Origin of the sequence: Hyphobacterium marinum (genome assembly GCF_036330325.1) — a bacterium.
Lineage (GTDB): Bacteria > Pseudomonadota > Alphaproteobacteria > Caulobacterales > Maricaulaceae > Hyphobacterium > Hyphobacterium marinum.
Window position 1 is genome coordinate 971,499 of the sequence record NZ_JAZDRO010000001.1, and the last position, 24,890, is coordinate 996,388.

The window sequence follows — 24,890 nt, forward strand, 5'->3', positions numbered from 1 at the left end:
TCCGCTTAAACCGGCAGCAGACACTGCGAGGAGCGCCACACCCCATGTCCCACCAGGAGCCCATTCCGCTCGAGGATATCCAGATCGGTCAGTCCGCCGAGATGACGCGGCATGTCGATGACGCGACGGTGCGCGCCTTTGCCGAAGTGTCAGGCGATTTCAATCCGCTCCATCTCGACGAGGATTATGCGCGGCGGACCCCCTTCCGGGGACGCATCGCACATGGTGCGCTGATCGCCTCCTTCCTGTCCGGTGTTCTGGGCAACCAGCTGCCGGGGCCGGGCGCGATCTTCGTGCGCATGGATATCGGCTTTCAGCGTCCGGTACGGATCGGCGACACGCTGGTTGCGAAGGCCACGGTCAAGGCCATCGACATGAAGACGCGCATCGTCACCATGGACTGCGCATGCACGGTCGGGGACGACATCGCGATGACGGCGGTGGCGACCGTGATGGTCCGGACGCGCCGCCGCAAGACTGCAGGCTGATCGCAGCCCGATGGACGTCCTGCGCGGCGACACCCGACCCGGAGATTTACGGCCCAGTGTCCTGGCCCTGGGGAATTTTGACGGTGTCCACCGCGGGCACCGTGCCTTGCTGGATGAGGCGCTTGATCGCGCTCGAACATCCGGGCTCGCTACGGCTGTCGCGGTCTTCGAGCCGCACCCGCGCCGTTTCTTCCAGCCGGACGCACCGCCGTTCCGCCTGATGAGTGATGACCGGCGCAACGCCATCTTCGCGGAGATGGGGTTTGACCGCCTGCATGTCCTGACGTTCGATGCGGACATGGCGGCGCGCACGCCGAAGGCTTTTGTCGCCGACATCCTCAATGATCGCATTGCCGCCCGCGAAGTCGTCGTCGGTGCTGACTTCCGGTTCGGTAAGGGCCGGGCCGGGGATTTCGCCGCGCTGGCTGAACTGGCCAGAGCGCGGGGGATGACCGCTCATGCCGCCGGTCTCGTCGAAGCGGGCGGGGAGAAGATTTCCTCCAGCGCTATTCGCAATGCGGTGGCCGGTGGGGACATGAACGCTACCGAAGCGTGGCTGGGGCGGCCCTTCATTCTTGATGGTGTGGTCGAAGAGGGCGACCGGCGCGGGCGGACGATTGGTTTTCCTACGGCCAATGTCGCGCTGGGCGACTTCGTGCGTCCGGCTCATGGCGTCTACGCGGTGAGTGTCAGGCGTCCGGGCGACACGCAGGACATGGCGGGGGTCGCCAATGTTGGTGTCCGGCCCACGGTCGATGGCAAGCAGGAGCGGCTGGAGGTTCACCTCTTCGATTTTGCGGGTGACCTCTACGGCCAGACACTCGCCGTGTCCTTTCATGATCACTTGCGGGGCGAAAAGAAATTCGACGGGCTCGATGCCCTCAAAAACCAGATTGCGCGCGACTGCGAAGCGGCCCGGGCCGTGCTGGCCGCGCGAGAGTCTGGACCCGCCTGACCGGCTCTGTTAGAGCCTCAACCCATGGTCCACACTGCCTTGTCCATACGATTCACGCGCCGAATTAGCGGCCCGGCCCGTGCGGTCTAGTGACCGACGCGGGGCCGGGATGTTCCGCCCTGACCCTTTGACGCGACTATTTTTCAAGGACCCGAACTGATGACGGACTCAAGCGCCGAGACCGGACGCGACTATCGCGAAACGCTTTTCCTGCCGCAGACCGAATTTCCGATGCGCGCCGGCCTTCCCAAACAGGAACCGCTCTGGCTGGAACGCTGGGCGAAGCTCGACATTTATGGCCGTCTGCGCGCGAAGGCCGAAGGCCGCCCGCGCTTCGAGCTGCATGACGGCCCGCCTTACGCCAACGGTCATATCCATATCGGTACGGCGATGAACAAGATCCTGAAGGATTTTGTCGTCCGTTCGCGCCAGATGCTGGGCCATGATGCGCCCTATATGCCCGGCTGGGACTGCCACGGCCTGCCCATCGAGTGGAAAGTCGAACAGAATTACCGCGCCAAGGGCAGGTCCAAGGACGATGTGCCGAAACGCGAATTCCGCGCCGAGTGCCGCGCCTATGCCGGTGAGTGGCTGGATGTACAGCGCACTGAATTCCAGCGCCTTGGCGTGCAGGGTGAGTGGGACAGTCCTTACACCACGATGGCCTATGCCAGCGAGGCGGCCATCGTCAGCGAATTCCTGAAATTCGTGGACAATGGCCTCGTCTATCGCGGCTCCATGCCGGTGATGTGGTCGCCGGTCGAACAGACAGCCCTGGCCGAAGCCGAGGTCGAATACCACGACAAGGTTTCCACCACGATCCATGTCCGCTTCCCCTTGCGCGGGGTGAAGAAAGACGGCTCGGCGATCCCCGGCGCGCTGACCGGCGCACACGTGGTCATCTGGACGACCACGCCCTGGACCATTCCCGGCAACAAGGCGATCTGCTTCTCGCCGACCATCTCCTACGGGGCCTACAAGGTGCTGGCCGCCGATGCAGAAGGCTTCACCCCCTGGGCGCGCCCCGGCGATCTCCTGATCGTCGCCGATGCCCTGTGGGAGCAGACCGCGGCGGCGGGCAATATCGTAAAGTTCGAGCGCGTGTGCGACGTCGATCCGGACGGGTTCGTCTGTTCCCATCCCTTCTCGCGGCTCGACACTTATTGGGACTATCCGGTCCCGCTGCTCGCCGGAGACCATGTCACCGACGAGGACGGCACCGGCTTCGTCCACACCGCGCCGGGCCATGGCGCAGAGGACTACATCGCCTGGATGGGCGCGAAGGAATGGCATCGCGGTGAGGCCATCCCCCACACGGTGGGCGAGGACGGGGCGTTCCTGCCCCACATCCCGCGCTTTGCCGGGCTGGAAATCGTGCGGACCTCCGGCAAGAAGACCGGGCAGGACGGTCCGGCCAACGGTGCCGTGATCGAGGCGCTGATCGAAGCCGGGCTTCTGCTCGCGCGCGGGCGGATGGAGCACAGCTATCCGCACTCCTGGCGGTCGAAAGCCCCGGTCATCTTCCGCAATACGCCGCAATGGTTCGTGGCAATGGACAAGCCGTTCGGCGACGGCAAGACGCTGCGCGAACGTGCGCTCGCGTCCATCGACGCGACCGACTGGACACCGAAAACGGCGCTCAACCGGATCCGGGCGATGGTCGAAGGGCGTCCCGACTGGCTGATCAGCCGCCAGCGCGCCTGGGGTGTGCCGCTGACCATTTTCGTGAACAGCGATACCGGCGACATTCTCAATGACGCAGCAGTCAATGAGCGCGTTCGCGCCGCCGTGGCCGAAGAAGGGGCGGATGCCTGGTTCGACCGGCCGGCGTCCGAATTCCTCGGCGACGGCTATAGTCCCGACGAATGGGAAAAGGTCACCGACATCCTTGATGTCTGGTTTGATTCAGGCTGCACGCATGCCTTCGCCATCGAGAACAACCCGGCGCACAAATGGCCGGCGGATGTCTATCTTGAAGGCTCGGACCAGCACCGCGGCTGGTTCCAGTCTTCACTGCTGGAATCCTGCGGCACGCGTGGTCGCGCGCCCTACGAGGCGGTCGTCACCCACGGCTTCGTCATGGCCGAGGACGGCCGGAAAATGTCAAAATCGCTGGGCAATGTGATCGCACCCGACCAGGTCGCCAACCAGTATGGCGCGGAAATCCTGCGCCTGTGGGCCTCGTCGCAGGATTTCACGGCCGATCTGCGTATCGGTGATGCGATCATCGGCACCAGTGTCGATGCCTATCGCAAGCTGCGCAACACGGTGCGTTATCTCCTGGGCGCGCTCGACGGGTTCGAGGATGCGGAACGCCTGCCGGTTGCCGAGATGCCGTCGCTGGAGCGCTGGGTGCTGCACCGGCTGTCCGAGCTCGATGCGACCGTGCGGGAAGGCTATGCCGCCTACGACTTCAAGAAAGTCTATGGCGCACTGTTCAATTTCTGCATCGTCGATCTCTCGGCCTTCTATCTCGATGTGCGCAAGGACAGCCTCTATTGCGACCGGCCGGATTCGGTGCGCCGCCGCGCCTGCCGCACGGTGATGGATGCCATCTTCGACCGGCTGACGGCCTGGCTCGCGCCGATCCTGCCTTTCACCATGGAAGAGGCCTGGCTGTCGCGCTTCCCGTCAGACGACGGGTCGGTTCACCTGCGCGATTTCCCGGAAACGCCCGCGGAGTGGCGGGATACAGACCGCGCGGCGCGCTGGTCGGTCATCCGCCGCCTGCGCCGCGTCGTGACCGGTGCGCTGGAGGTTGAACGCCGCGAGAAGCGGATCGGGTCGAGTCTGGAAGCCGCGCCGGTCGTCCATGTCGCCGACCCGGCGTACCGGGCTGCGATGGAGGCCGAAGCGCCGGGCGAGGTCGATGACTTCCTTGCCGAGATCGCCATCACCAGCGCAGCACAGCTTGTTGAGGGCGAGGCTCCTTCCGGCGCTCATTGTCTTGAGGACGTGGCTGATATCGGCGTGGTCGTAAACCGCGCCAAAGGCCGGAAATGTGCGCGGTCGTGGAAAATCTCTCCCGATGTGGGGAGTGATGCCCGCTACCCGGACGTGACGGCCCGCGATGCCGATGCCGTCGCCTGGTGGGATGCACAGCACGGGAAGGGGAATTGAGGCCATGTTTCGACGCCGTACTTCTGTGGGGATCCAGCTCGCCGGTTTCGGCACCGCCCTGCTGATCTTCATCGCCGACCAGCTGTCGAAATTCTGGGTCTTGCGGATTGTCGATCTCGATGGTCCGGACTCCGGCGGCCGGATCGAGGTTCTGCCGTTCTTCGATTTGACCATGGTGTGGAATGTCGGGATCAGCTTCGGTCTGTTCCCGGCCTCCAACCTTATCCAGCGGATTGTCTTTATCGCCTTCTCCGTGGCGGTGTCGGCCTATCTCGGATCCTGGGTGTGGCGCTCGACCCGCCGGCTTCAGGCCATCGCCTGCGGCATGATTATCGGCGGTGCGCTCGGCAATGCGCTCGACCGGGTGCTGCACGGAGCGGTCGCGGATTTCCTCGACTTCTCCGGGCTTTATTTTCCGTGGGTTTTCAATGTCGCCGATGCGGCGATATCGGTCGGTGTTGTGATGTTGCTGCTCGACTTCTTCGTCAATGGCGACAAGGCAAAGTGAAGGCCGGGCTGGCCTAGCGCATCGGCCTTGTCTAAAAGAAGCGTCCAAACACCCGATGGGAGCGTTCCTCATGCGTCAGCGCGCAATCCTTTTCACCGTCTGTGCCGCCGCCATGGCCGTCTCGGCTTGCTCTGGCGTGCGTCAGGCGCTGGGTGCGGAGAAAGTCACGCCGGACGAGTTCCGCGTGGTCACTATCGCGCCGTTGACCGTTCCGCCGGAATACAATCTGCGTCCGCCGCGTCCGGGTGAGCCTCGCCCCGAAGAAATCTATCCCGATCAGGCTGCGCGCGCCGCACTGCTGGGATCGACCGGCAATTTCGAGGGCAGCGACGGCGAAGCCCTGCTGATCGCTCAGGCGGGTGGCGGCGAAGCTGATCCGTTCATCCGGGCGATCATTGACGGCGAGGCCGGCGGCGTTGTGCACAAGACGCGCACCTTCTCCGACCAGATCCTGTTCTGGCGTGGCGAAGGCAGCATGGGCATTGCCAGCGACCAGACGCCGCTCGATGCGGACGCGGAAGCCGAACGCCTGGCCCGTGACACGGCCCGTGCCGATGCCCTGACGGGCGGCGGTCAGGTCGAAATCGAGCGTGATCGCGGCGGAATCGGCAAGCTTCCCGGCCTCTAGGCGGTTTTCCAGACTTTCACCGATCAGGGCGGTGCAGGGATGCCTGCACCGCTCTTTTCAATTCATCCATAACCGGGAGTGCTTCGGCCATGCCGCAGATCATAACGATCTTCGTCACCGTGTTTCTCGCCGAACTTGGCGACAAGACCCAGTTGGCAACAGTGCTCTTCGCGGCCGACCGGCAGACCACACCGGCGCTGGTTTTTCTGGCCGCAGCAGGCGCGCTGGTGGCGTCCACGGCACTTGCTGTTTTGCTGGGAACGGCGGCAGAGCGGTATCTGACCATGATCCCGCTAAAGCTGATCGCCGGGATCGGCTTCGTGCTGGTTGGCGGCTGGACCATTGTCGATCACTTCCGAAGCGCGGCCGGCGCTTGACCGACTCGGCCTGCATCCCGACCTTGCCGGTATGACCGCCATTCGCCGCCTGTCACCTGGAACCATCAACCGCATCGCCGCTGGCGAGGTGGTCGAACGCCCGGCTTCCGTCGTGAAGGAGCTGGTCGATAATGCGCTCGATGCGGGTGCGCGGGCGATCTCCGTCAGCGTCGAGGGCGGGGGCCTGAACCGCATCCTGATCGATGATGATGGTTCCGGCATGGACGCCGCAGGTCTTGCGCTGTCGGTGGAACGCCATGCGACCTCGAAACTGCCGGTCAGCGATAATGGCGAGGATGATCTTCTGCACATCGCCACGCTGGGGTTTCGCGGCGAGGCCCTGCCCTCGATCGGATCGGTGGCGCGCCTGACGATCACGACCCAGACCCATGACGATGAAACGGCCTGGAGCCTGACCGTCGATGGCGGACAAATGGGGGAGGTAAAGCCCGCCGCCGGCCGGGGCCGTCCGGGCACGCGGGTGGATGTGCGGGATCTCTTTCACGCGACACCAGCGCGGCTCAAATTCATGAAAAGCGAGCGGGCCGAGGCCAATGCCATCGCCGACAATGTCCGGCGTCAGGCGCTGTCGCGGCCCGACGTGGCGTTTGAGCTGATCATTGATGGACGGTCCCGCCTGAATGTCGCGGCGGAAATGCTGGACGGACCGGATGGCCGCAAGGCGCGGATGGCCGACATTCTCGGGCGCGATTTCGGCGACAACGCGCTGGAGGTCGACAGCGAGCGCGAGGACATCACCGTGTCTGGTTTCGCCTCCCTTCCGACCTTCAATCGCGGTTCGGCGATGCACCAGTATCTCTTCGTCAATGGCCGCCCGGTGCGCGACAAGCTGCTGGGCGGTGCTGTGCGCGGGGCCTACCAGGATTTCCTGGCGCGCGACCGTCACCCGGTCGTGGCGCTGTTCGTCGATGCGCCCTCCGGCCTCGTCGACGTCAATGTTCACCCCGCCAAGACCGAAGTCCGCTTCCGCGATGCGGGGCTGGTGCGCGGCCTGATCGTCGGGGCGCTGCGCCATGCGCTGGCCGGTGCCGGGCACCGGGCGTCGACGACCGTGTCGGGCTTTGCGCTGGGACGCGCACGGGCGGAGGGTGCGGCTGCGGGGACGCAAAGCGCGATGCAGGCCGGTTGGGGCAATCCGGCACTGGGCGGGTCATCGCGGCCGCCGGAGCCGGGGCAGGGATTTGGGCCTGGCCTCTCGGCGCGTGTTGAGCCCGAATACCGGGCCGAAGGTGTTGCGGACGCCGGCTCGCAGTCTGCGCCTCCCATCGACAGCCCACTCGGCGTGGCGCGGGCGCAACTGCATGAGACCTATGTCGTTGCCCAGACGGCGGACGGCATGGTCATCGTGGATCAGCATGCCGCCCATGAGCGGCTTGTCTACGAACGCATGAAAGCCATGATGGCGGGGCAGGGGGTTGCCCGGCAGACCCTGCTGGTACCCGAGATCATTGACCTCGACGAGGCCGAAGCCCGCCGCATCCTCGACCGTGCGAGCGAGCTGTCCGAAATGGGGCTGGTCGTCGAAGCCTTCGGGACCGGCGCGGTCGCCGTTCGGGAAGTCCCGGCGCTTCTGGGCAAGCTCGACGTGCAGGGGCTGATCCGCGATCTCGCCGATGATCTCGCCGAGTATGACGACGCACTGTCCCTGAAAGAGAAATTCGAAGACGTGGTCGGGACCATGGCCTGTCATGGCTCGGTGCGGGCCGGGAGACGACTGACGGGCGAGGAAATGAATGCGCTGCTGAGGGAGATGGAGGCGACGCCCCATTCCGGCCAGTGCAATCACGGGCGTCCGACCTATGTCGAGCTGAAGCTGAAAGACATCGAACGCCTGTTCGGCAGGCGATAGAAGCACACCAAAAGGTTGTGTGTTGGCTGCCTGCAGCCCGATTCAGATTTGATTTATTCCTTAACCTTACCGTTCACGTAAAGCGCACTGCGCCCGTGACCCGTTTCCTCGTTTTCCGGAGTGCCCGTACATGGTTCACAAATTCTTCCCGGTGGCCGCGATTCTGGGCATCGTGATGGTTGTTACCGCGCCCGTCGCCGCCTTTATCCTTAACCAGGGTCATAGCGAGGAGCGGGCCGCCGCAGCCCGTGAAATCGCCATGCGGCTTTCCATGATCAACAACGAGATCCAGCGTGAGCGCGCCTTCATGACCGCGTTCGGATATGCCGGCGTCGAGGACGAAGGCGTTCATCGCGAAATGTCCGCGACGGATGACTATCGTGACCTGCTGCTGCCGGAAATCGCACGCCTGACAGCCCCGGAAGCGATACTGGGGCAACACAGGGATACGCTGGCGACGATTGAACCGGCGCTTGACCGGCTCATCGACATCCGTGAGACGGCGCGAGCGGGCGATCAGCCGGGTCTCGAGACATTTGCGGCCTATTCGGATGTCGCAGACATACTGACGGGTGCCACCGTCGCACTACATGGCGAGTTGGCGATATCTCGTCACCAGAAAGTCGTGGAATCCCAGTTGCTTGTGCTGATCGAGCATCTCGCCCGGGAGCGCGGCTACGGGCTCGCCGCGATGACAGGGGCAATCCCCGAAGGCGATCTTGTGCGTGCACGCCAGGCCAATCTCGCGGCGCTGGACCAGATTCAGGCCGAACTGGAAGCGGCTTACGACGAGAGCGAATTTGGTGAACTCCTCGTTCCCTTCCTCGTGGACGTAACGCAGGTCACCAGACCCCGAGATCCCGGGCAAAGTGAAGCCGAGGCCGCGCACAACTGGTTCAGCGACATGTCGGCCCATATCGATGCGGTCCGGCTGCTCTATACGCGTCTTCTGGCGCGGGGTGAGGCCGGAACAGCCTGATCAGGCCGCTTTCAGGAACAGCACTTTCGCCGCGCCGTAGTCGCGGATATCGAGGGTTTCCCAACCGGGCGTGTCGGGCGTTTCATCCCGTCCGGTCTCGAGCACGGCCAGCGCGCCGGGCTTCATCCAGTTGCCGTCCTTGAGGATGTTGAGCGATTTCGGTCCCAGGTCCTGCCCGTAGGGCGGATCAAGGAAGGCGATGTCGAAGGGCGGGCCAACGCCGGCCGGCTTCTCGCCGAGCGCGGTCGCGTCACGGCGGTGGATGCGGGTATTGCCGAAAAGCTGGAATTTTTCCGCATTCGTCCGGATCGCGCCGCGCGCGGGCGAGGCCGTTTCCACGAAGAGGCAGAAGGCGGCACCCCGGCTCATGGCCTCAAAGCCCAGCGCGCCCGATCCGGCAAACAGGTCGATGACGCGTGCGCCTTCAAGTTCAGGAGCCCACGCGGCGTGGGCGAGCACGTTGAACACCGCTTCGCGCGCGCGGTCCGACGTAGGGCGGGTGTCGCGCCCTTCGGGCGTCGCCAGCGGGCGGCCCTTGAAGCGTCCGGAAACGATCCTCATGCGGATTTCAGCAAATGGCCGCACTGGTCCTGCAGCACGCGCTCGGGCACGGACTTGACCTCGCCCGTGGCCAGCTGACCCAGTTGGAACGGGCCATAGGCGATGCGGATAAGCCGGTTCACCTTCAGGCCGACCGCGTCGAGGGCCTTGCGGACTTCGCGATTCTTGCCTTCCTTCAGCGCCACATTCAGCCAGACATTCGATCCGGTGGCCCGTTCGACCTCGGCCTCGATGGGGCCGTAGGACACGCCATCAACCGTCACGCCGGCGCGCAGGCGCGCCAGCGCCGCTTCATCGACACTGCCGAAGGCGCGGGCCCGGTACCGCCGTGTCCAGGCCGTTGTCGGCAATTCCAGCGCGCGGGACAGCTCGCCGTCATTGGTGAGTAGCAACAGGCCTTCCGAGGTCAGGTCGAGGCGACCGACCGAGATCACCCGGCCGAGGGATTTGGGCAATTTGTCAAAGACGGTCTCACGCCCCTCCGGGTCCTTGTGGGTGGTCACCAGTCCGGAGGGCTTGTGATAGCGCCAGAGCTTGGTCTTCTCGGCGGCCCCGACGGGCTTGCCATCGACCGTGATCGTATCGCGGTCAGTCACCTTGAAGGCCGGTGTCTTGAGAAGCTTGCCATTCACGGTGACGCGTCCGGCCTCGATCATGCGCTCGGCCTCGCGCCGGCTCGCCACGCCGGAGCGGGCGAGGCGTTTGGCGATGCGTTCTGAATTGTCGTCCTGATCGGTCAAGGCTTGACCCCCGGCTTGGCGCGTCCTACCGCCCGGATATGGGCACGGATCGCGAGACGGCGTTTATGCGGTTGGCACTGGGGCAGGCGCAAGCCGCAGCTGCCGCAGGCGAGACACCGGTTGGGGCGATCATCGTCGATCCGACGAGCGATACCGTCGTTGTCGCCGCCCACAACACACCCATCGCCGCCCATGATCCGACTGCCCATGCCGAGATCGCTGCCATCCGCGCAGCCGGGAAGACGCTCGGCAATTACCGGCTGACCGGCCTGGAACTCTATGTCACGCTCGAACCCTGCGCGATGTGCGCGGGCGCGATCAGCCAGGCCCGCATCGGGCGGCTGATTTTCGGGGCGAGCGATCCGAAGGGCGGGGCGGTGATCCACGGTCCGAAATTTTTCGACCAGCCGACCTGCCACTGGCGTCCCGATGTTATCCATGGCCTGCTTTGGGAGGAGAGTTCGGCGCTGCTGAAGGACTTCTTCCGGGCGCGCCGCAAGGGGAAAAGCGAGGGGCGTTAGCCCCGGCTTTACATTATTCAGGTCGCTGCTGGATTCGAATAGTCCGCAAGACGGTCGTCCAGCCCGTCGCGGACCGCCGGCCATTCGTCCTTCAGGACCGAGAACCAGACCGTGTCACGCAGATCACCGCGCCAGGTGCGCATCTGGCGGCGCAGCGTGCCTTCGTATTTCGCCCCCATTTTCAACATTGCGCCCTGCGAGCGCTTGTTGAGGCCATGGGTCTTCAATTCGGCCCGTTCGGCTCCGCAGTCGAAGAGGCGCCCGAGGAGGAGATGCTTGCAGGCCGGATTGACCTCGGTGGCGCGGGCCGATGCCGTGTACCAGGTCCAGCCGATCTCGGCGCGGGCATTGGTCGGTGAAATGACCAGATAGGCGCTGTGGCCAACCGCTTCGCCGGTCCGCTTTCGCCAGACGACATGGCTGATCTGGCTGCCGTCCGCTTGGGTTTTCAGCATCAGGGAGAACCAGTCATCGAAATACGGGCCATAACCGCGCAACGTCATCAACGACCAGATGTCCTCGTCCGCCGCGAGGGGGCGCAGGATTTCCCGGTGGCGTTCCTCCATCGGTTCGAGGCAGACGAAGTCGTTTTCGAGGACTTGGGGCGTGAGATTCATGGCGGTTGCACCCGGTATCAGGCGAGCAGGACCAGCCCCCGTATCACATAGATCGCGCCAATCCCCGTCACGATCCATTTCGTCGCATTTCTGAACTGCACGTCGCTCATCAGGTGGAGAACCCGTGCGCCAAGCGTGGTTCCGAAAGTCGCCAGTGGTGCCGCAGCCAGCAGCCAGAGTGGCTGCGGCACGGCCCCGGCGGCGAGCGCGGGCGCGATGTAATAGGCAATCTTTACGCCATGACTGATCACCTGCGTCGCGGCCTTGGTCGAAACGATCATGCGCCGGTCGACGCCCTCGGCGACGAAGAAGATGTCGAGCAGGGGGCCTGATACGCCGGCAACGACGTTGAGCCCGGTCACAGAAAATCCGCACACGACCGCATGCACCGGCTTGCGGGCATCCAGTTCGAGTCGCTTTTTCGGGATCCAGATCAGGGCGGGGACCAGCCCCAGCACGATGAACAGCCAGGCTTCAGGCAGCTGGATGGTCAGCGAGAAGAGTAGGGCGAAGGCGGCGGCCGACCCGGCGATATAGATGGCGATGACGCGCCAGTCGATCCATCGGCGAAGCAGGACGGCGCGCCAGCCGTTGGCGACGCTCTGCACCGTGCCGTGGACGACCATGGCCCCGGCGACAGGCAGGACGAGGACCAGGACCCCCATCAGCATCAGCCCGCCAGCCATGCCGAATATCCCGGAGATGAAGGACGTGATCAGCGTCGCCAATAAAATCACAGGCCAGATCACGCGAATCGCCTCCCCTTTTCTCAAACCCCGCTATAGTGGGCCGGATACGGGAAGGGGACTCAACTCATGGATTTTGCCTATTCGCCGCGGTGCCAGGAATATCTCGACAAGCTGCGCGCTTTCATGGACGCACGCGTTTATCCGAATGAATCGACCTATGCTGAGCAGCTGGCCGGATTCGGATCAAACCGCTGGCAGGTCATTCCGATCATCGAGGAGCTGAAGGAACAGGCGAAGAAAGCGGGCCTGTGGAATCTCTTCCTGCCGGATTCGGACCAGGGCGCAGGCCTCTCCAATCTCGACTATGCGCCGCTCGCCGAGGAGATGGGCCGGGCGCTGTGGTCTTCGGAAGTGTTCAACTGTTCCGCGCCCGATACCGGGAATATGGAAGTCCTGACCCGCTACGGCACGAAGGAGCAGCAGGACAAATGGCTGAAGCCCTTGCTCGCCGGTGAGATCCGCTCTGCCTTCCTGATGACCGAACCGGATGTGGCCTCGTCGGATGCGACCAATATCCAGTGCGCGATCCGGCGTGATGGCGACGACTATGTGATCAACGGCCGCAAATGGTGGTCGTCCGGTGCGGGCGATCCGCGCTGCAAGATCTACATCCTGATGGGCAAGACCGATCCGGATGCAGAGAAGCACCGGCAGCAGTCGATGATCCTCGTGCCGGCCGACACGCCGGGCGTGACCGTCAAACGCCACCTGCCGGTCTTCGGCTATGACGATGCGCCCCATGGCCATATGGAGGTCGAGCTGAAGGATGTCCGCGTCCCGGCATCGAACATGCTGCTGGGTGAAGGCCGGGGCTTCGAGATCGCGCAAGGCCGGCTCGGGCCGGGCCGTATCCATCACTGCATGCGCACGATTGGCGCGGCGGAGCGGGCGCTGGAGCTGATGGTCCGCCGGTCAATGAGCCGGGTCGCCTTCGGCAAGCGCATTGCCGACCAGTCGGTCTGGCATCACCGCATCGCCCAGGCCCGCATCGATATCGAGAAGACGCGTCTTCTGACGCTGAAAGCCGCCTGGATGATGGACACGGTGGGCAACAAGGTCGCCCAGAAGGAAATCGCCATGATCAAGGTGGCCGCGCCGCAGATGGCGCTGAAAGTCATTGACGACGCGATACAGGTGTTCGGTGGGGCGGGTGTATCGGCCGATACGCCGCTGGCCCACTCCTTTGCGGGCATCCGCACCTTGCGCCTGGCCGATGGGCCTGATGAGGTGCACGAGCGCGCCATTGCCCGGATGGAGATGAAGCGCCTGTCGAACGAAGGCTGATCAACACGGGTCTTGGGGGAGAGACATGGATTTCATCACGATTTTCGCCGCTGCGGCCGCCGTCCTCGGTGTCGTGCTGGGAGCGGGCGCGCTGATTTCGCCGGAATGGGCGTCGCGCTTCGTCCGGCTGAAAGCCGACCCGGCCCAGCCGGACGGCTATGCCGAGTTTCGCGCCACGTTCGGCGGGGTGTTTCTCCTGTTGCACCTCGCCTTTATCGCCGCGCTCTATCTTGACGCCGGACTGATCGGCGCGTCCGGCGTGCTTTGTGCGGGTTGGGCGGGGGCGGCAGGCGGACGGTTGTTGTCCCTGCTGCTGGATGGCGCGAAGCGCGTGCGCACGCAGCACAATGTCATCTCGCTGGTGGTCGAGATCATTGCCGCGATTGCCTTCGCTCTGCCCGTGGTCCGTTTCGTCACGGCGACGGCGTACTAGCCGCCGGCCCGCTCGGCAAACGTCCAGGCATAGTCGGCCATGGGTTCAACCATGGCTCCGTATTCCTGCGCTTTGGCGTTGGACGCATTGCCCAGTGTCGAGCGGTGATAGACGCCCTGCACGATCGCGGCGAGGCGGAAGAGATTGTAGGCGAAATAGAAGTCGAGCTTTGGCAGGCTCTCGCGTCCCGTCCGGCGGCAATAGGCGGCGACATAGCTGGCCTCTGACGGGATGTTCAGCGCATCGAGATCAACACCCAGGAATCCGTTCCGGATTTCCTTGGGCGTCCGCCATTGCATGAGCTGATAGGTGAAATCAGCAAGCGGATCGCCGAGCGTGGACAGCTCCCAGTCGAGAACAGCGACGACTTTTGCCTCGTTCGGGGCAAAGATCATGTTGTCGAGCCGGAAATCACCATGAACGATGGCGGACCGGTCTTGGGCCGGGGCGGCATCGGGCAGCCAGTCGATCAGCCGGTCCATGGACGCAATGGCCCGCGTTTCGGATGCCTTGTACTGTTTCGACCAGCGCGCGATCTGGCGCGGGATATAGGCGTCCGGCTTGCCGTAGTCGCCCAGGCCCAGCACCTCCGGATCAAAGGCATGCAGCGCGGCGAGCGTCGCGTTCATGGCGTCATAAATGGCCGCGCGTTCCTCACGGTCCACATCGGGCAGCATCGGGTCCCAGAAAATCCGGCCCTCGACGAAATCCATGACATAGAACGCTGTGCCCAGAACGTCCGGGTCTTCGCAGAGGCCATGCATGACGGGGACGGGGAAGCCTGCTTCGCCGAGTGCCTTCATCACGCGGTATTCGCGATCGACCGCGTGGGCAGAGGGCAGGAGTTTTCCCGGTGGCTTGCGGCGCAGCACATAGGACCGCCCGCCCGCCTCGACCCGGTAGGTCGGATTGGACTGGCCGCCCTTGAACTGGCGTACGGTGAGGTCGCCGTCTGCGCCCCCGACATTATCCGCCATCCAGGCGCGCAGCGCGGCCTCGTCGAATTTCAGCGCGTCGGCGACCGGCTTGGTGCCGGAAAAGCTCTCGTCGATATCGCTCATTGGTTCTTGTGGACCTGTCCGCCCTGCATCACGAAGTCTACGTCGAGCAGCGCGCTGACATCTTCCCACGGGTTTTCATCCGTCGCGATGATGTCGGCGAACTTGCCCGGTTCGATCGTACCGATGGCGTCGGCCATCTGGATGTGTTCCGAAGCGGTCACCGTGGCGCTGACGATGGCCTCCATCGGCGTCAGCCCCGCTTCGACCAGCAGCGGAAATTCGCGCGCATTGTCGCCGTGACGCGAGACGCCGCTATCGGTGCCAAAGGCTATCTGCACGCCTCCAGTATGGGCGCGGCGCGCCATGTCGAGCATCTGGGGGCCGACCTCGATGGACTTTTGCCGGACTTCCGGTGTCATCCAGTTTGCGGTTTCCGCGATTTCCGCAACGGTCGCGCCAGCCAGAAGCGTGGGCACGAGATACACGCCATTATCGCGGAACAGGCGGATGGATTCGTCGTCGAGATAGGAGCCATGTTCGATCGAATGCACACCGGCGCGGATAGCTGAATTGATGCCGCCGACCCCGTGCGCATGGGCTGTCACATAGCGGCCCATCATGCGCGCCGCTTCCATGATGGACTCCAGCTCGTCATCGAAGAATTGTTGTTCGGTTCCGGCCGCGGTTTGCGACAGCACACCACCGGTTGCCGTGATCTTGATCAGGTCGACGCGGGCACGGATCAACTCGCGGACCGCGCGGCGGCAGTCGGCCGGTCCGTTGCAGGCGCTCTCGCTGCCGATCAGGTGGAGAATGTCCTGGTTGTAGCCGTTGGCGTCGCCGTGTCCGCCGGTCGGCGTGACCGCCGGACCGGAGACGCGCATGCGCGGGCCAATCACATCGCCGTCACGCACCGCATCACGCAGGGCGACGATCGCTTCCAGTTCGCCACCGACATCCTGCACGCTGGTAAAGCCGGCCATCAGCGTCGAGCGAGCATTGCGCACACCGTCGAGCGCCCAGTCGGCGCTGGAGAAGGTGACATTCTGCAGCCGCCGGTTCGGATTGAGTTCGGAGAGCAGGTGGACGTGACTGTCGATCAGGCCCGGAAGCACGTACTGGCTGGACAGATCAATGACAGTCGCACCGTCGATCTCGACATAGCCGTCCTCGATCCGGTCGATCCGCTCGCCCCTGATGACGATGCTTTGCTCGGCTTCGGGCGCTTCGCCCGGGACGGCCAGCAACCAGCCGGCATGAATGACGATGACGGCTTCATCGGTATCCTGAGCGCCCGTGCTGGCAGTCAGCAGCAGGGCCGCCGCAGCGGCAACAAGAGAACGGATCATGGAACAGGCCTCCCCAGGCGGTGTGGTCGTTTCGGATATGCTAGCGCCTAGCTGCGGGCGCGCCACCCTATATCGCGGCGGCAGAACCCTTCCGGCCAGTCAATGGCGTTCACGCCCTCATAGGCGCGGGTGATGGCGTCGCCGATATCCTCGCCAAGGGCCGTGACGTTCAGCACCCGTCCGCCATTGGCGAGGATGGCCCCGTCCGGCCCGGCTTTGGTCCCGGCATGGAAGACGGTGACGCCGTCAATGGCGTCGGCGGCGTCGAGATTGCCGATCTCGCTGCCTTTCTCGTAACTGCCGGGATAGCCCTTCGCGGCCATGACGACCGTCACGGCGGGGCGATCATCCCAGTCGATCGGGGGCAGGGCCCCAAGCGTTCCGGCGGCGCAGGCTTTCAGATAGGGCACGATGTCGCTCTGCATCCGCGCCATGATGATCTGGCATTCCGGGTCGCCGAAACGGACATTGAACTCGATCAGTTTTGGCCCGTCCGGCCCGATCATCAGCCCGGCATAGAGCACACCGCGATAGGGTGCGCCGGCCTCGGCCATGACTTCCAGCGCCGGATTGACGATCTCGCGCATGGTGCGGTCGATCATGTCCTGCGGCGCGGCGGGTGTCGGAGAATAGGCTCCCATGCCGCCGGTATTGGGTCCCTCATCGCCGTCATGGGCGCGCTTGTGGTCCTGGGCGGCGACCAGCGGGACGGCGGTCTTGCCGTCGCACAGCGCGAAGACTGAGGCCTCCACCCCGTGCAGGAATTCCTCGATCACGAGGGTTTTCGATGCCTCGCCGAACTTGCCTGACAGCATGTCGTCGATCTCGGCGTCAGCCTCTGCGCGATCCTCAGTGATGACGACGCCCTTGCCGGCGGCCAGGCCATCGGCTTTCAGCACATAGGGCGGGGCGAGGGTGGCGAGGAAGTCCTTCGCGGCCTTGGGATCGGTGAAGGCTCCGTAACGTGCGGTCGGGATGCGGCCCTTGGCACAGACCGCCTTGGTGAAGGCTTTCGAGGACTCCAGGCGAGCACCGGACGCATCGGGGCCGAAGGCCGGGATACCGGCTTCGGCCAGACGGTCGACAAGACCATTGGCCAGCGGGTCTTCCGGGCCGACCACGACGAGATCGAACTGTCCGGATTTCGCCAGGGACACCAGACCCTCGATATCGTCGGCCTTGACCGACTCCAGCCGGGCGACCTTGGCGATCCCGGCATTGCCGGGCGTGCAGACAATTTCGTCGACGAGCGGGCTCTGGGCGATTTTCCAGCACAGGGCGTGTTCACGCCCGCCCGATCCGATCACGAGAACCTTCATCGCCCCCGACTCCCTTGGCTTCCAGCGTCGCGCCAAGGGCTAGACCATGCCCGGGCGAAACGCGAGTCCGTGACGGCGGCATTGCAGACGGCCTCCGCCGCGCCTACCAAGGGACCATGGCGAACGATGCGTCGAACACACCGGAATACTCCGTCTCTGAACTGGCCCATGCCCTCAAACGCACGGTCGAGGACAGCTATGGCCATGTCCGCGTACGCGGTGAGCTCGGCCGGGTGATCACGGCCAAGTCCGGCCATGTCTATCTCGACCTCAAGGACGAACGCGCGGTCATCGACGGGGTGATGTGGAAGGGCAATGCCGCCCGTCTGAGTTTTCGCCCGGAAGAGGGGCTGGAAGTCGTCGCCGAAGGCAAGCTCTCGACCTATCCGGGGCGATCAAAATACCAGATCATCATCGACCGGATGGAACCCGCCGGGGCCGGGGCGCTGATGGCGCTACTCGAAGCACGGAAGAAGGCGCTCGCCGCCGAGGGCCTGTTCGCCGCTGAACGCAAGCGGGACATTCCCTTTCTGCCCGAGGTCATTGGCGTCGTTACTTCGCCGACCGGGGCCGTGATTCGCGACATTCTCCACCGGATTTCGGACCGCTTCCCCCGCCATGTCCTGCTCTGGCCGGTGCTGGTGCAGGGCGACAAGGCGGCCGAACAGATCGCAGCAGCGATCGAGGGCTTCAACGCCCTGCCCGAAGGTGGGAGCGTGCCCCGCCCGGACGTGCTGATCGTGGCGCGCGGTGGGGGGTCGATCGAGGACCTCTGGGCCTTCAACGAGGAAATCGTCGTGCGCGCCGCGGCGGCGTCAGACATTCCGCTTGTCTCGGCGGTGGGACACGAGACCGACACGACGCTGATCGACTTTGCCTCTGACCGCCGTGCGCCAACCCCGACCGGGGCGGCCGAAATGGCGGTGCCGGTCCGGGCCGAACTGATGGCGTCCCTGGGCGCCGAAAGCGAACGCCTGACGCGGTCCCTGATGCGCCATATCGACCGGCGGCGTGCCGATTTCCGGTCTGCTGCGCGTGCCCTACCGCGTCCCGAAGGACTGCTCGGCCCTCTGCGCCAGCGGCTCGACCATGCCGGTGAACGGCTGGGGCCAACCCTGACCTCCGGCCTGCAGCGCCGCCGGGATCGGCTGACCGCCGTGCTGGGCGGATTGCGTCCGGCTGCGCTCAAACGCGACCTCGCCGAGAAGCAGCGCCGTGTGGCACTCGCCGGCGAGCGTTTCGGTCAAGCCGGACGGCGAGCAATTGACCGTCAGGGACGCGACCTCGCGGCGCTGGGGGCAAGGCTCTCCGCGCTCAGTCATGCTTCCGTGTTGAAGAGGGGATTTGCACTCGTACGCGACGATGCCGGAACACTCGTCAGAACTTCCGGATCACTGCAGTCAGGCCAAGCTGTCGAGATCGAGTTTGCCGACGGGCGCAAGTCTGCCCGGATTGACGGTGCGGCCGGTTCAGCTCCCGCTCCGAAACGCAAGCCGAAGCCCCGCAAACCTGACAGTGGCGGGCAGGGACAGTTGTTCTGAACGGTTTTCGGGCCGGATGACGCGTGCTAGACGGAGGCCATGAACACGCCCTTTGAAGACGATTTTTCCGGCGAAGCCCAGCTCGAATACGGCGACGCGGATTTCATGATCCTGAAGCCGGGTGCCTATGTGGTTTGCGCGGTGACCGGCGACAAGATTCCGCTGAATGACCTGCGCTACTGGAGCGCGGTGCGTCAGGAAGCCTATCGCGACGCCTATGCCTCGGTTCAGCAGTGGCGCGAGACGCACAAGGATCCGGCCCAATGATCGCGGCTTTTCTGCTGGGATTGGCGATTCAGGGCAGTGCCGCTGCCGATCCGATCGGCGACCTGCTGACGGCGGACGCGACCATGGCAGAAGCCACCGAGCCGGGCGAATCCACGCTGGGCATGGAGTGTGTCGGCCCCTTCATCCAGGGTGCGACAATCATCTGCCGCGCCGCGCCGGGCACAGTGATTGCTCTGGGTGACCAGAGCGCAACGGCGGACGCGGAGGGCTGGGCCATTCTCGGTCTCGACCGCGATGCCGGTCCGGAAGTCGTGATGCGTGCCGATCTGGCGGGCGGCACGCGGATCGAGACGACCCATGCCGTCGAGCAACGCGAATACGACATTCAGCGGATCGAGGGCGTGCCCCAGAACACGGTGACACCGCCGGAAGAAGCCCTGGTCCGTATCCGCGAACAGTCCCGCCAGAAAGCTGCCGCCTATACATCGCGCTGGGACGGGAATGGTTTCGCGGGCGGGTTCATCCCGCCGGCTGACGGCATCATCACGGGGGTCTACGGGTCGCAGCGCTATTACAATGGCGAGCCGCGCCGCCCGCACTACGGGCTCGACTACGCCAATGATGCCGGCACACCGGTCGTGGCGGTTGCGGACGGGATCGTTACGCTGGCTGATGACGATATGTATTACGAGGGTGGCCTCATCTTCATCGACCACGGGCAAGGCTTTACCAGCGCCTTCCTGCATCTGAGCGAGGTTGATGTGGAAGTCGGCCAGATCGTTCGTCAGGGCGACCGGATCGGGTCCATTGGTGCAGGCGGAAGAGCGACCGGGGCCCATGTCGACTGGCGCATCAAGTGGCGTAACCGCTATATCGATCCGGCGCTGGCGCTTGAACTCGACTTGTCGGCTTTGCGGTAGATCGCCTTGTCCCAGCGGCGGTGGACCCAGAACCACTGCTCCGGGGCCTCCACAATCCGGTCCTCGATGAAGGCGTTGATCTTCGCCACTGTCTCGACAACGGCTGCGGCCTTGTCCGGATTCTCGCTCGGCGTGATCGGCGGATAGAAGGTCATGCGGAAGCGCGCGCCTTCGAGGCGCCGTGTGATTACCGGAATAATCGGCGCGCCGACCCGCATGGCGAGCTTGGTCGGTCCCGGGGCCGTCATGGCATCAAAGCCAAAGAAGGGCGCGGCAACGCCATCATTCATCTTCTGATCGTTCATCAGCGCAACGGATGTTCCCTTGCGCAGCGCCGCGATCAGCGCCTTGGCCCCGTCGCTGCCCTTCGCGGTCAGCAGGCGAATGCCGTATTCGTGTCGCGAGTCCAGAATACGCTTGTCGATCAGTGGGTTATTGGCGTGGCGGTAGGTGATGTTGAGATCGAGCCCGGTCCAGGCGAGCGCGGCCCCCATCACTTCCCAGTTGGAAAAATGCCCGCTGATGACGATCGCGGCTTCGCCATTGCGCATCCCCTCGACATGTTCGAGCCCCTCGATCTCGACGCGTTCGAGGACTTTCTCGCCGGCGAATTCGGCCATGTGCGGGGTCTCGCCCAGCATGCGGCCGAACCCGTCCCACATGCGCGAGAGCAGGCGGTCGATCTCCGGCTTCTTCGCGTCGGGGAAGGCGCGCTGCATGTTCACGCGCGCGACATGGTGGGTCGAGGTCAACGGACCGATGAAGCGCAGGATCGCCCCGCCCATGGTGCTGGCCCGGTCGAGCGGGAACAGCCGGAAGAAGCCGTTATAGGCGTCCCAGATCAGCGCTTCGGCGCGCCAGCCGATTTTCTGCCAGATCGACACGCTCATGACGTCTTGTCCTCTAGCTGTTCGGCCTTGGCAGCGTCCATGGCGTCGAGCAACAAAGCCTTGAATCGTTCCGGCTCGCGAAAGGCGGCGCGTACCGGCCAGGCAGTGATGGCGGTGCGGTACTCGGCTGGAATGCGGACCCAGTCCTTTTCCGTGGTGACCAGTGACGCGCCGTGACCATCGGCAAGGTCACGCAGTTCGGCCAGCTCGCGCGGACTGTAGGGATGATGGTCGGAAAAACCGCGCGTCTCGGCGACCTGCCCCCCGGCGGCGGTCAGTGAATCGAAGAATTTCTGCGGGCGGCCAATCCCCGCAAAGGCGACCAGCTTTTCTTGCGGCGGCGGTGAAACCGGTTCCAGCCAAGCGGTCAGGACCGGAATTTCCAGCTCATCGAGATCAAGAGCGCGCAGGTCCGGTTCGGTCTCTCCATCCGGCATCATGACAATGACGGCCTGGGCACGGGCCAGACCGGCGGCGACGGGCTCGCGCAGGGGGCCGGCCGGAAAGACGCGGCCATTTCCCCAACCGGCTTCGCCATCGACCACGAGAATGGAGAAGTCCTTTCCAAGGCGCGGATTCTGGTAGCCGTCATCGAGCACGATCGCCTTCGCGCCGGCGACACCGGCCTGACGCGCGCCGAAAACCCGGTCGCGGCTGATCCAGGTCGGTGCCACACGCGCCAGAAGCCGCGGCTCGTCGCCGGTATCTTCCGCGGTCTGGCGGTCGGGGTCGACCCGCACTGGGCCGGTCAGCGATCCGCCATAGCCCCGTGTCACGGAATGGGCGGTAATCTTCCGTTCGTTGAAGGTTTCCAGCGCGGCGATGGCGATGGGTGTCTTTCCCGTACCGCCCAGCGTCAGATTGCCAATACAGACGACAAAGGGTGGAACCTCTACCGGGACAGTTCGGGCGATCCTGCGCGCGCCGGCCCATTCATAGATTCGCGACAGCGGGGTAAAGGCGGCCTGGGCGACGCTGCCCAGCGCACCGGCCTTGCCGCCGGACCAGAAGCGGGGCGGCTTCACGACAGGCTCCCGGCGAAGATCGGCCGAATCGCGGACATCGTTATTTTGAGCGCGCCGCCCGACGCGACGGTGAGAGCCTTGGTCACGGCGTCAGCCTGCGGCCCCTTGCCCGACCAGATCGCATCAACGGCATCGGCGATGGCCTCGGCATCGCTGGCGAAAATCGCGGCGTCGTGTTGGCGATAGGCGGCATAAACATCGTCGAAGCTGGCGGTGAACGGGCCGGAGATGATGCTCGCACCGGCCTTGCTGGCCTCAATGGGATTGTGACCGCCAATGCCGTCGATCAGGCTGCCGCCGATCAGCGCGGCGGGGGCCAGCCCATACCAGAGCGGCATTTCACCGAGCGTGTCGGCCAGCCAGACCGTCGAGTCCGCGTCGGGCACCTCGCCGGATGACCGGCGGGCCATCGTAAATCCACCAGCTGTGATTTGCGCCGCAAGCGCATCGCCACGTTCAGGATGGCGCGGCGCAAGGATCAGCAAAGGCCGGTCATGGCGGTCGGCAAGCGTTTGGTGGGCCGCGAGCACGACTGTCTCCTCGCCCTCATGCGTGCTGGCGGCGAGCCAGATGTTCCGGCCCGCCAGCGCGGTTCGCAGAGCTGTCAGTTCACTCTGATCGGCGAGGAGGGCCGGCGCATCGAGCTTGAGATTTCCCGCGAGCGGAATCTCGGTGTCGAGGATTTTCGTCAGGCCGTCGGCGGTACGCCGGTCGGCGGCCCCGATCCACGAATAGGCCGACAAAAGCGCCTGGCCGCTGGTTTTCCAGCGCAGCCAGCGGGCCAGCGAACCGTCATTCATCCTGGCATTGACCAGCACCATGGGAATGCCGCGCGCCTGTGTTTCGAGGATCAGGTTGGGCCAGATTTCAGACTCGGCGAAAACCGCCGCATCGGGCCGCCAGTGTTTGAGGAAGCGCCGCACCGGGCCGGGGCGGTCGATGGGCAGGAATTGGTGGATGACGCCCTCTGGTGCGCGGCGCGCAACCAGATCGGCCGAGGTCAGCGTCCCGGTCGTCACCAGCACATTGACCGCGCCGCGTTCGGCGCGGATGGCGTCGATCAGGGTGAGAAGGATGAGGGATTCCCCGACGCTGGCCCCATGCATCCAGACCAATGGGCCGTCAGGCCGTGCCTTCGAGTAGCGGCCAAAACGCTCGCCCAGCCGTCCGGCATCTTCCTTGCCGTGATCGGCGCGCGATCGCAGCATCAGGGCCGCCACCGGGCCCAACGCCCAGGTCAGCGCCCGGTAGGCGTAGAGCATGAGGGGCAGGCTCACCCCGCCGCTCCCGCCAGGTTTTTCGGTTCGGCCGGTTCAATGACCGGGCCGCCGCAGGCTTCGTCGGCTTCGCGGGTCGCCTCGTTGAGGCGGCGTTCGAGTTCAAGGCGCAGCGATTCCATTTCCGCCGGGCTGGCGTCGGCGGGCACGTGCAGGGCCTCCTTCCAGACCACGACGCCGCGCCCGAACGGGTAGGGCAGGATGAAACGGTCCCAGGACTTGGCGACCATCTTGTTGGTCACCGACCAGGAAAAGATCATCACCGGCGCGCCGGTCGCCTTGGCCAGGCGCAGCGCCCCGGCGCTGGCGCGCATGCGCGGCCCGCGCGGCCCGTCAATGGTCAGGCCCATGCAGCCGCCCGCCTCGACGGTCCGGCTCATCGCCCGGAAAGCGGTCATGCCGCCCTTGCCCTTGTCTTTCTTGGCGTTGCGGGAGGAACCGCGCACGACGCCAATGTTCAGCGTGCGGGCGAAACGGGCGATGAACTCGCCCTCCCGCGAGCGCGAGATCAGCATGTGGGGCGTCTGCCGGGCGGTCATGTCCCAACCGACAAAGGACAGCCCGATGCGCGAATGCCAGAAGGCGGCGACGATTCCGGTGCCACCTTGCGTGACCGCATCGAGATGTTCGCGGCCGCGCTGGTCCCAGCGTTTCGTGCCGGCGCACAGGCGCATGTAGTTGGCGAGGCACCAGGCCGCGGCAATCTGGATGGGCGCAGACCGGATAAGGGCTTTCAGCATGGTGAGCCTTGCTGGCGCATTTCCGGCGCTCCGGTCAAGCTGCGCGCGCGGTTGCGCCCCGCCGCCCGTCCGCCTAAACCCGCGCGAAAGCCCTGGACGAGACGATGAGTTACGACCTTTCCGATCCCGATGACCGGCACCGCGCGTGGAGCGACTATCTGTGGAAGGACCATGGCGTGTTGCGCCTGCGCTTCCACAACATGCACCCGATTGGCGACAAGGGCATGTGGCGGGCCAACCAGCCGTCGCCGAACCGGGTAAAATGGCTGGCCGAGCAGGGTTTCAAGACCATTCTCAATCTTCGCGGAACCCAGCCGGGCCGCCATTATTACGACCTGGAACGCGATGCCTGCGAGCGTCATGGCATCACCATGATCGACCTGCCCTGGGGGTCGCGCGAAGCGCCCTATGTGGAGCGGATCGAAAATCTCGTGAAGACGTTCGAGACGATCGAATATCCTGCGATGATGCACTGCAAGTCGGGTGCGGACCGGGCGGGTATCGTCGCGGTGATCTACGCCATCACCCAGCTGAACTGGCCGTTCGAACAGGCCATCGAGCACCTGTCGGGCAAGTATCTTCACGTGAAGCAGGGCAAGACGGGCATGCTCGACTACTTCTTCGACCAGTACCGTCAGGCGAATGCCGCCGAGCCCATCGACTTCATGGACTGGGTACGCACGAAATATGACCGCCAGGCCATTCATGACGGTTTCATGGGGTCGTGGTGGGGCAATCTGCTCACCGAGAAACTGCTGCGCCGCGAATAG

26 protein-coding genes are annotated in these 24,890 nt (G+C 64.7%); 15 read left to right on the forward strand and 11 right to left on the reverse strand.

The annotated features are described in order from the left end of the window. Positions 1–44: 44 nt before the first annotated feature. The 8 genes from V0U35_RS04580 to V0U35_RS04615 all read left to right on the forward strand — a co-directional run bounded on the left by V0U35_RS04580 (position 45) and on the right by V0U35_RS04615 (position 8,925). Positions 45–488 (forward strand): MaoC family dehydratase, encoded by a 444-nt coding sequence (locus V0U35_RS04580; protein ID WP_330195476.1) that lies wholly within the window; start codon positions 45–47, stop codon positions 486–488. A gap of 10 nt (positions 489–498) precedes the next feature. Continuing rightward, positions 499–1,443 (forward strand): bifunctional riboflavin kinase/FAD synthetase, encoded by a 945-nt coding sequence (locus V0U35_RS04585; RefSeq protein WP_330195477.1) that lies wholly within the window; start codon positions 499–501, stop codon positions 1,441–1,443. 159 nt (positions 1,444–1,602) lie between these two features. Beyond that, the gene (ileS, locus tag V0U35_RS04590; RefSeq protein WP_330195478.1) at positions 1,603–4,563 is read left to right on the forward strand and encodes an isoleucine--tRNA ligase; all 2,961 of its coding nucleotides are present in this window, start codon (positions 1,603–1,605) and stop codon (positions 4,561–4,563) included. 4 nt (positions 4,564–4,567) lie between these two features. After that, positions 4,568–5,071, forward strand: a complete 504-nt coding sequence (lspA, locus tag V0U35_RS04595) for a signal peptidase II (protein ID WP_330195479.1) — start codon at positions 4,568–4,570, stop codon at positions 5,069–5,071. A gap of 70 nt (positions 5,072–5,141) precedes the next feature. Further along, on the forward strand, positions 5,142–5,699 hold the full coding sequence (locus tag V0U35_RS04600) for a DUF3035 domain-containing protein (protein WP_330195480.1): 558 nt from the start codon (positions 5,142–5,144) through the stop codon (positions 5,697–5,699). Between the two features lie 89 nt (positions 5,700–5,788). Further along, complete coding sequence (locus V0U35_RS04605) at positions 5,789–6,076, forward strand: TMEM165/GDT1 family protein (protein ID WP_330195481.1); 288 nt, start codon at positions 5,789–5,791, stop codon at positions 6,074–6,076. A gap of 31 nt (positions 6,077–6,107) precedes the next feature. Next, positions 6,108–7,946 carry a DNA mismatch repair endonuclease MutL gene (gene mutL / locus V0U35_RS04610; RefSeq protein ID WP_373696371.1) on the forward strand — a complete coding sequence of 613 codons (1,839 nt, stop codon included), beginning with the start codon at positions 6,108–6,110 and terminating at the stop codon, positions 7,944–7,946. A 130-nt stretch (positions 7,947–8,076) separates the two neighbouring features. Then, positions 8,077–8,925, forward strand: a complete 849-nt coding sequence (locus V0U35_RS04615) for a nitrate- and nitrite sensing domain-containing protein (protein ID WP_330195483.1) — start codon at positions 8,077–8,079, stop codon at positions 8,923–8,925. Here the strand turns inward: V0U35_RS04615 and rsmD are convergent, their stop codons facing one another. Beyond that, the gene (gene rsmD / locus V0U35_RS04620; protein WP_330195484.1) at positions 8,926–9,486 is read right to left on the reverse strand and encodes a 16S rRNA (guanine(966)-N(2))-methyltransferase RsmD; all 561 of its coding nucleotides are present in this window, start codon (positions 9,484–9,486) and stop codon (positions 8,926–8,928) included. Continuing rightward, entirely contained in the window at positions 9,483–10,226 is a 744-nt protein-coding gene (locus V0U35_RS04625; protein WP_330195485.1) for a pseudouridine synthase, read from the reverse strand. The genes rsmD and V0U35_RS04625 overlap by 4 nt, the downstream gene beginning before the upstream one ends. A 65-nt stretch (positions 10,227–10,291) precedes the next feature. Between V0U35_RS04625 and V0U35_RS04630 the strand changes: the two genes are divergently transcribed. Further along, on the forward strand, positions 10,292–10,747 hold the full coding sequence (locus tag V0U35_RS04630) for a nucleoside deaminase (RefSeq protein ID WP_330195486.1): 456 nt from the start codon (positions 10,292–10,294) through the stop codon (positions 10,745–10,747). A gap of 17 nt (positions 10,748–10,764) precedes the next feature. On the opposite strand, the gene V0U35_RS04635 is transcribed toward V0U35_RS04630, so the two are convergent. Together V0U35_RS04635 and V0U35_RS04640 are read right to left on the reverse strand one after the other, a co-directional pair. Next, positions 10,765–11,364 (reverse strand): GNAT family N-acetyltransferase, encoded by a 600-nt coding sequence (locus V0U35_RS04635; protein ID WP_330195487.1) that lies wholly within the window; start codon positions 11,362–11,364, stop codon positions 10,765–10,767. A 17-nt stretch (positions 11,365–11,381) separates the two neighbouring features. Further along, positions 11,382–12,113, reverse strand: coding sequence for a TSUP family transporter (locus tag V0U35_RS04640; protein ID WP_330195488.1), 732 nt, complete (start codon positions 12,111–12,113; stop codon positions 11,382–11,384). Between the two features lie 66 nt (positions 12,114–12,179). Here V0U35_RS04640 and V0U35_RS04645 point away from each other — a divergent pair, with 66 nt between their 5' ends. Together V0U35_RS04645 and V0U35_RS04650 are read left to right on the forward strand one after the other, a co-directional pair. Beyond that, positions 12,180–13,397: an acyl-CoA dehydrogenase family protein gene (locus V0U35_RS04645; RefSeq protein WP_330195489.1), complete on the forward strand. Its 1,218-nt coding sequence runs from the start codon at positions 12,180–12,182 to the stop codon at positions 13,395–13,397. Positions 13,398–13,422: 25 nt separating this feature from the next. Then, the gene (locus tag V0U35_RS04650; RefSeq protein WP_330195490.1) at positions 13,423–13,830 is read left to right on the forward strand and encodes a hypothetical protein; all 408 of its coding nucleotides are present in this window, start codon (positions 13,423–13,425) and stop codon (positions 13,828–13,830) included. On the opposite strand, the gene V0U35_RS04655 is transcribed toward V0U35_RS04650, so the two are convergent. Genes V0U35_RS04655 through purD form a run of 3 tightly spaced genes read right to left on the reverse strand, consistent with a single transcriptional unit; the run spans position 13,827 to position 17,499 of the window. Beyond that, complete coding sequence (locus V0U35_RS04655) at positions 13,827–14,891, reverse strand: phosphotransferase (protein ID WP_330195491.1); 1,065 nt, start codon at positions 14,889–14,891, stop codon at positions 13,827–13,829. The genes V0U35_RS04650 and V0U35_RS04655 overlap by 4 nt on opposite strands. Next, on the reverse strand, positions 14,888–16,180 hold the full coding sequence (locus V0U35_RS04660) for a metal-dependent hydrolase family protein (protein WP_330195492.1): 1,293 nt from the start codon (positions 16,178–16,180) through the stop codon (positions 14,888–14,890). Before V0U35_RS04660 ends, V0U35_RS04655 begins: the two co-directional genes overlap by 4 nt. 47 nt (positions 16,181–16,227) lie before the next feature. Beyond that, positions 16,228–17,499, reverse strand: a complete 1,272-nt coding sequence (gene purD, locus V0U35_RS04665) for a phosphoribosylamine--glycine ligase (protein WP_330195493.1) — start codon at positions 17,497–17,499, stop codon at positions 16,228–16,230. Positions 17,500–17,615: 116 nt separating this feature from the next. Between purD and xseA the strand changes: the two genes are divergently transcribed. The 3 genes from xseA to V0U35_RS04680 are packed head-to-tail and all read left to right on the forward strand — an operon-like array spanning position 17,616 to position 20,188. Beyond that, complete coding sequence (gene xseA, locus V0U35_RS04670; protein ID WP_330195494.1) at positions 17,616–19,040, forward strand: exodeoxyribonuclease VII large subunit; 1,425 nt, start codon at positions 17,616–17,618, stop codon at positions 19,038–19,040. Positions 19,041–19,079: 39 nt separating this feature from the next. Next, the gene (locus tag V0U35_RS04675; RefSeq protein ID WP_330195495.1) at positions 19,080–19,307 is read left to right on the forward strand and encodes a DUF2093 domain-containing protein; all 228 of its coding nucleotides are present in this window, start codon (positions 19,080–19,082) and stop codon (positions 19,305–19,307) included. Then, on the forward strand, positions 19,304–20,188 hold the full coding sequence (locus V0U35_RS04680; protein WP_330195496.1) for a M23 family metallopeptidase: 885 nt from the start codon (positions 19,304–19,306) through the stop codon (positions 20,186–20,188). Before V0U35_RS04675 ends, V0U35_RS04680 begins: the two co-directional genes overlap by 4 nt. Here the strand turns inward: V0U35_RS04680 and V0U35_RS04685 are convergent. From V0U35_RS04685 to V0U35_RS04700, 4 genes are read right to left on the reverse strand one after another with little or no spacing between them, the layout of a single operon-like run. Further along, on the reverse strand, positions 20,137–21,078 hold the full coding sequence (locus V0U35_RS04685) for a lysophospholipid acyltransferase family protein (RefSeq protein ID WP_330195497.1): 942 nt from the start codon (positions 21,076–21,078) through the stop codon (positions 20,137–20,139). The two genes, V0U35_RS04680 and V0U35_RS04685, sit on opposite strands and share 52 nt — an antisense overlap. Continuing rightward, entirely contained in the window at positions 21,075–22,103 is a 1,029-nt protein-coding gene (lpxK, locus tag V0U35_RS04690; protein ID WP_330195498.1) for a tetraacyldisaccharide 4'-kinase, read from the reverse strand. Before lpxK ends, V0U35_RS04685 begins: the two co-directional genes overlap by 4 nt. Beyond that, positions 22,100–23,380, reverse strand: coding sequence for a 3-deoxy-D-manno-octulosonic acid transferase (locus tag V0U35_RS04695; RefSeq protein WP_330195499.1), 1,281 nt, complete (start codon positions 23,378–23,380; stop codon positions 22,100–22,102). The genes lpxK and V0U35_RS04695 overlap by 4 nt, the downstream gene beginning before the upstream one ends. Next, on the reverse strand, positions 23,377–24,120 hold the full coding sequence (locus tag V0U35_RS04700; protein ID WP_330195500.1) for a lysophospholipid acyltransferase family protein: 744 nt from the start codon (positions 24,118–24,120) through the stop codon (positions 23,377–23,379). The genes V0U35_RS04695 and V0U35_RS04700 overlap by 4 nt, the downstream gene beginning before the upstream one ends. Before the next feature lie 104 nt (positions 24,121–24,224). On the opposite strand from V0U35_RS04700, the gene V0U35_RS04705 reads away from it, so the two are divergent. After that, positions 24,225–24,890, forward strand: a complete 666-nt coding sequence (locus V0U35_RS04705; protein ID WP_330195501.1) for a protein tyrosine phosphatase family protein — start codon at positions 24,225–24,227, stop codon at positions 24,888–24,890.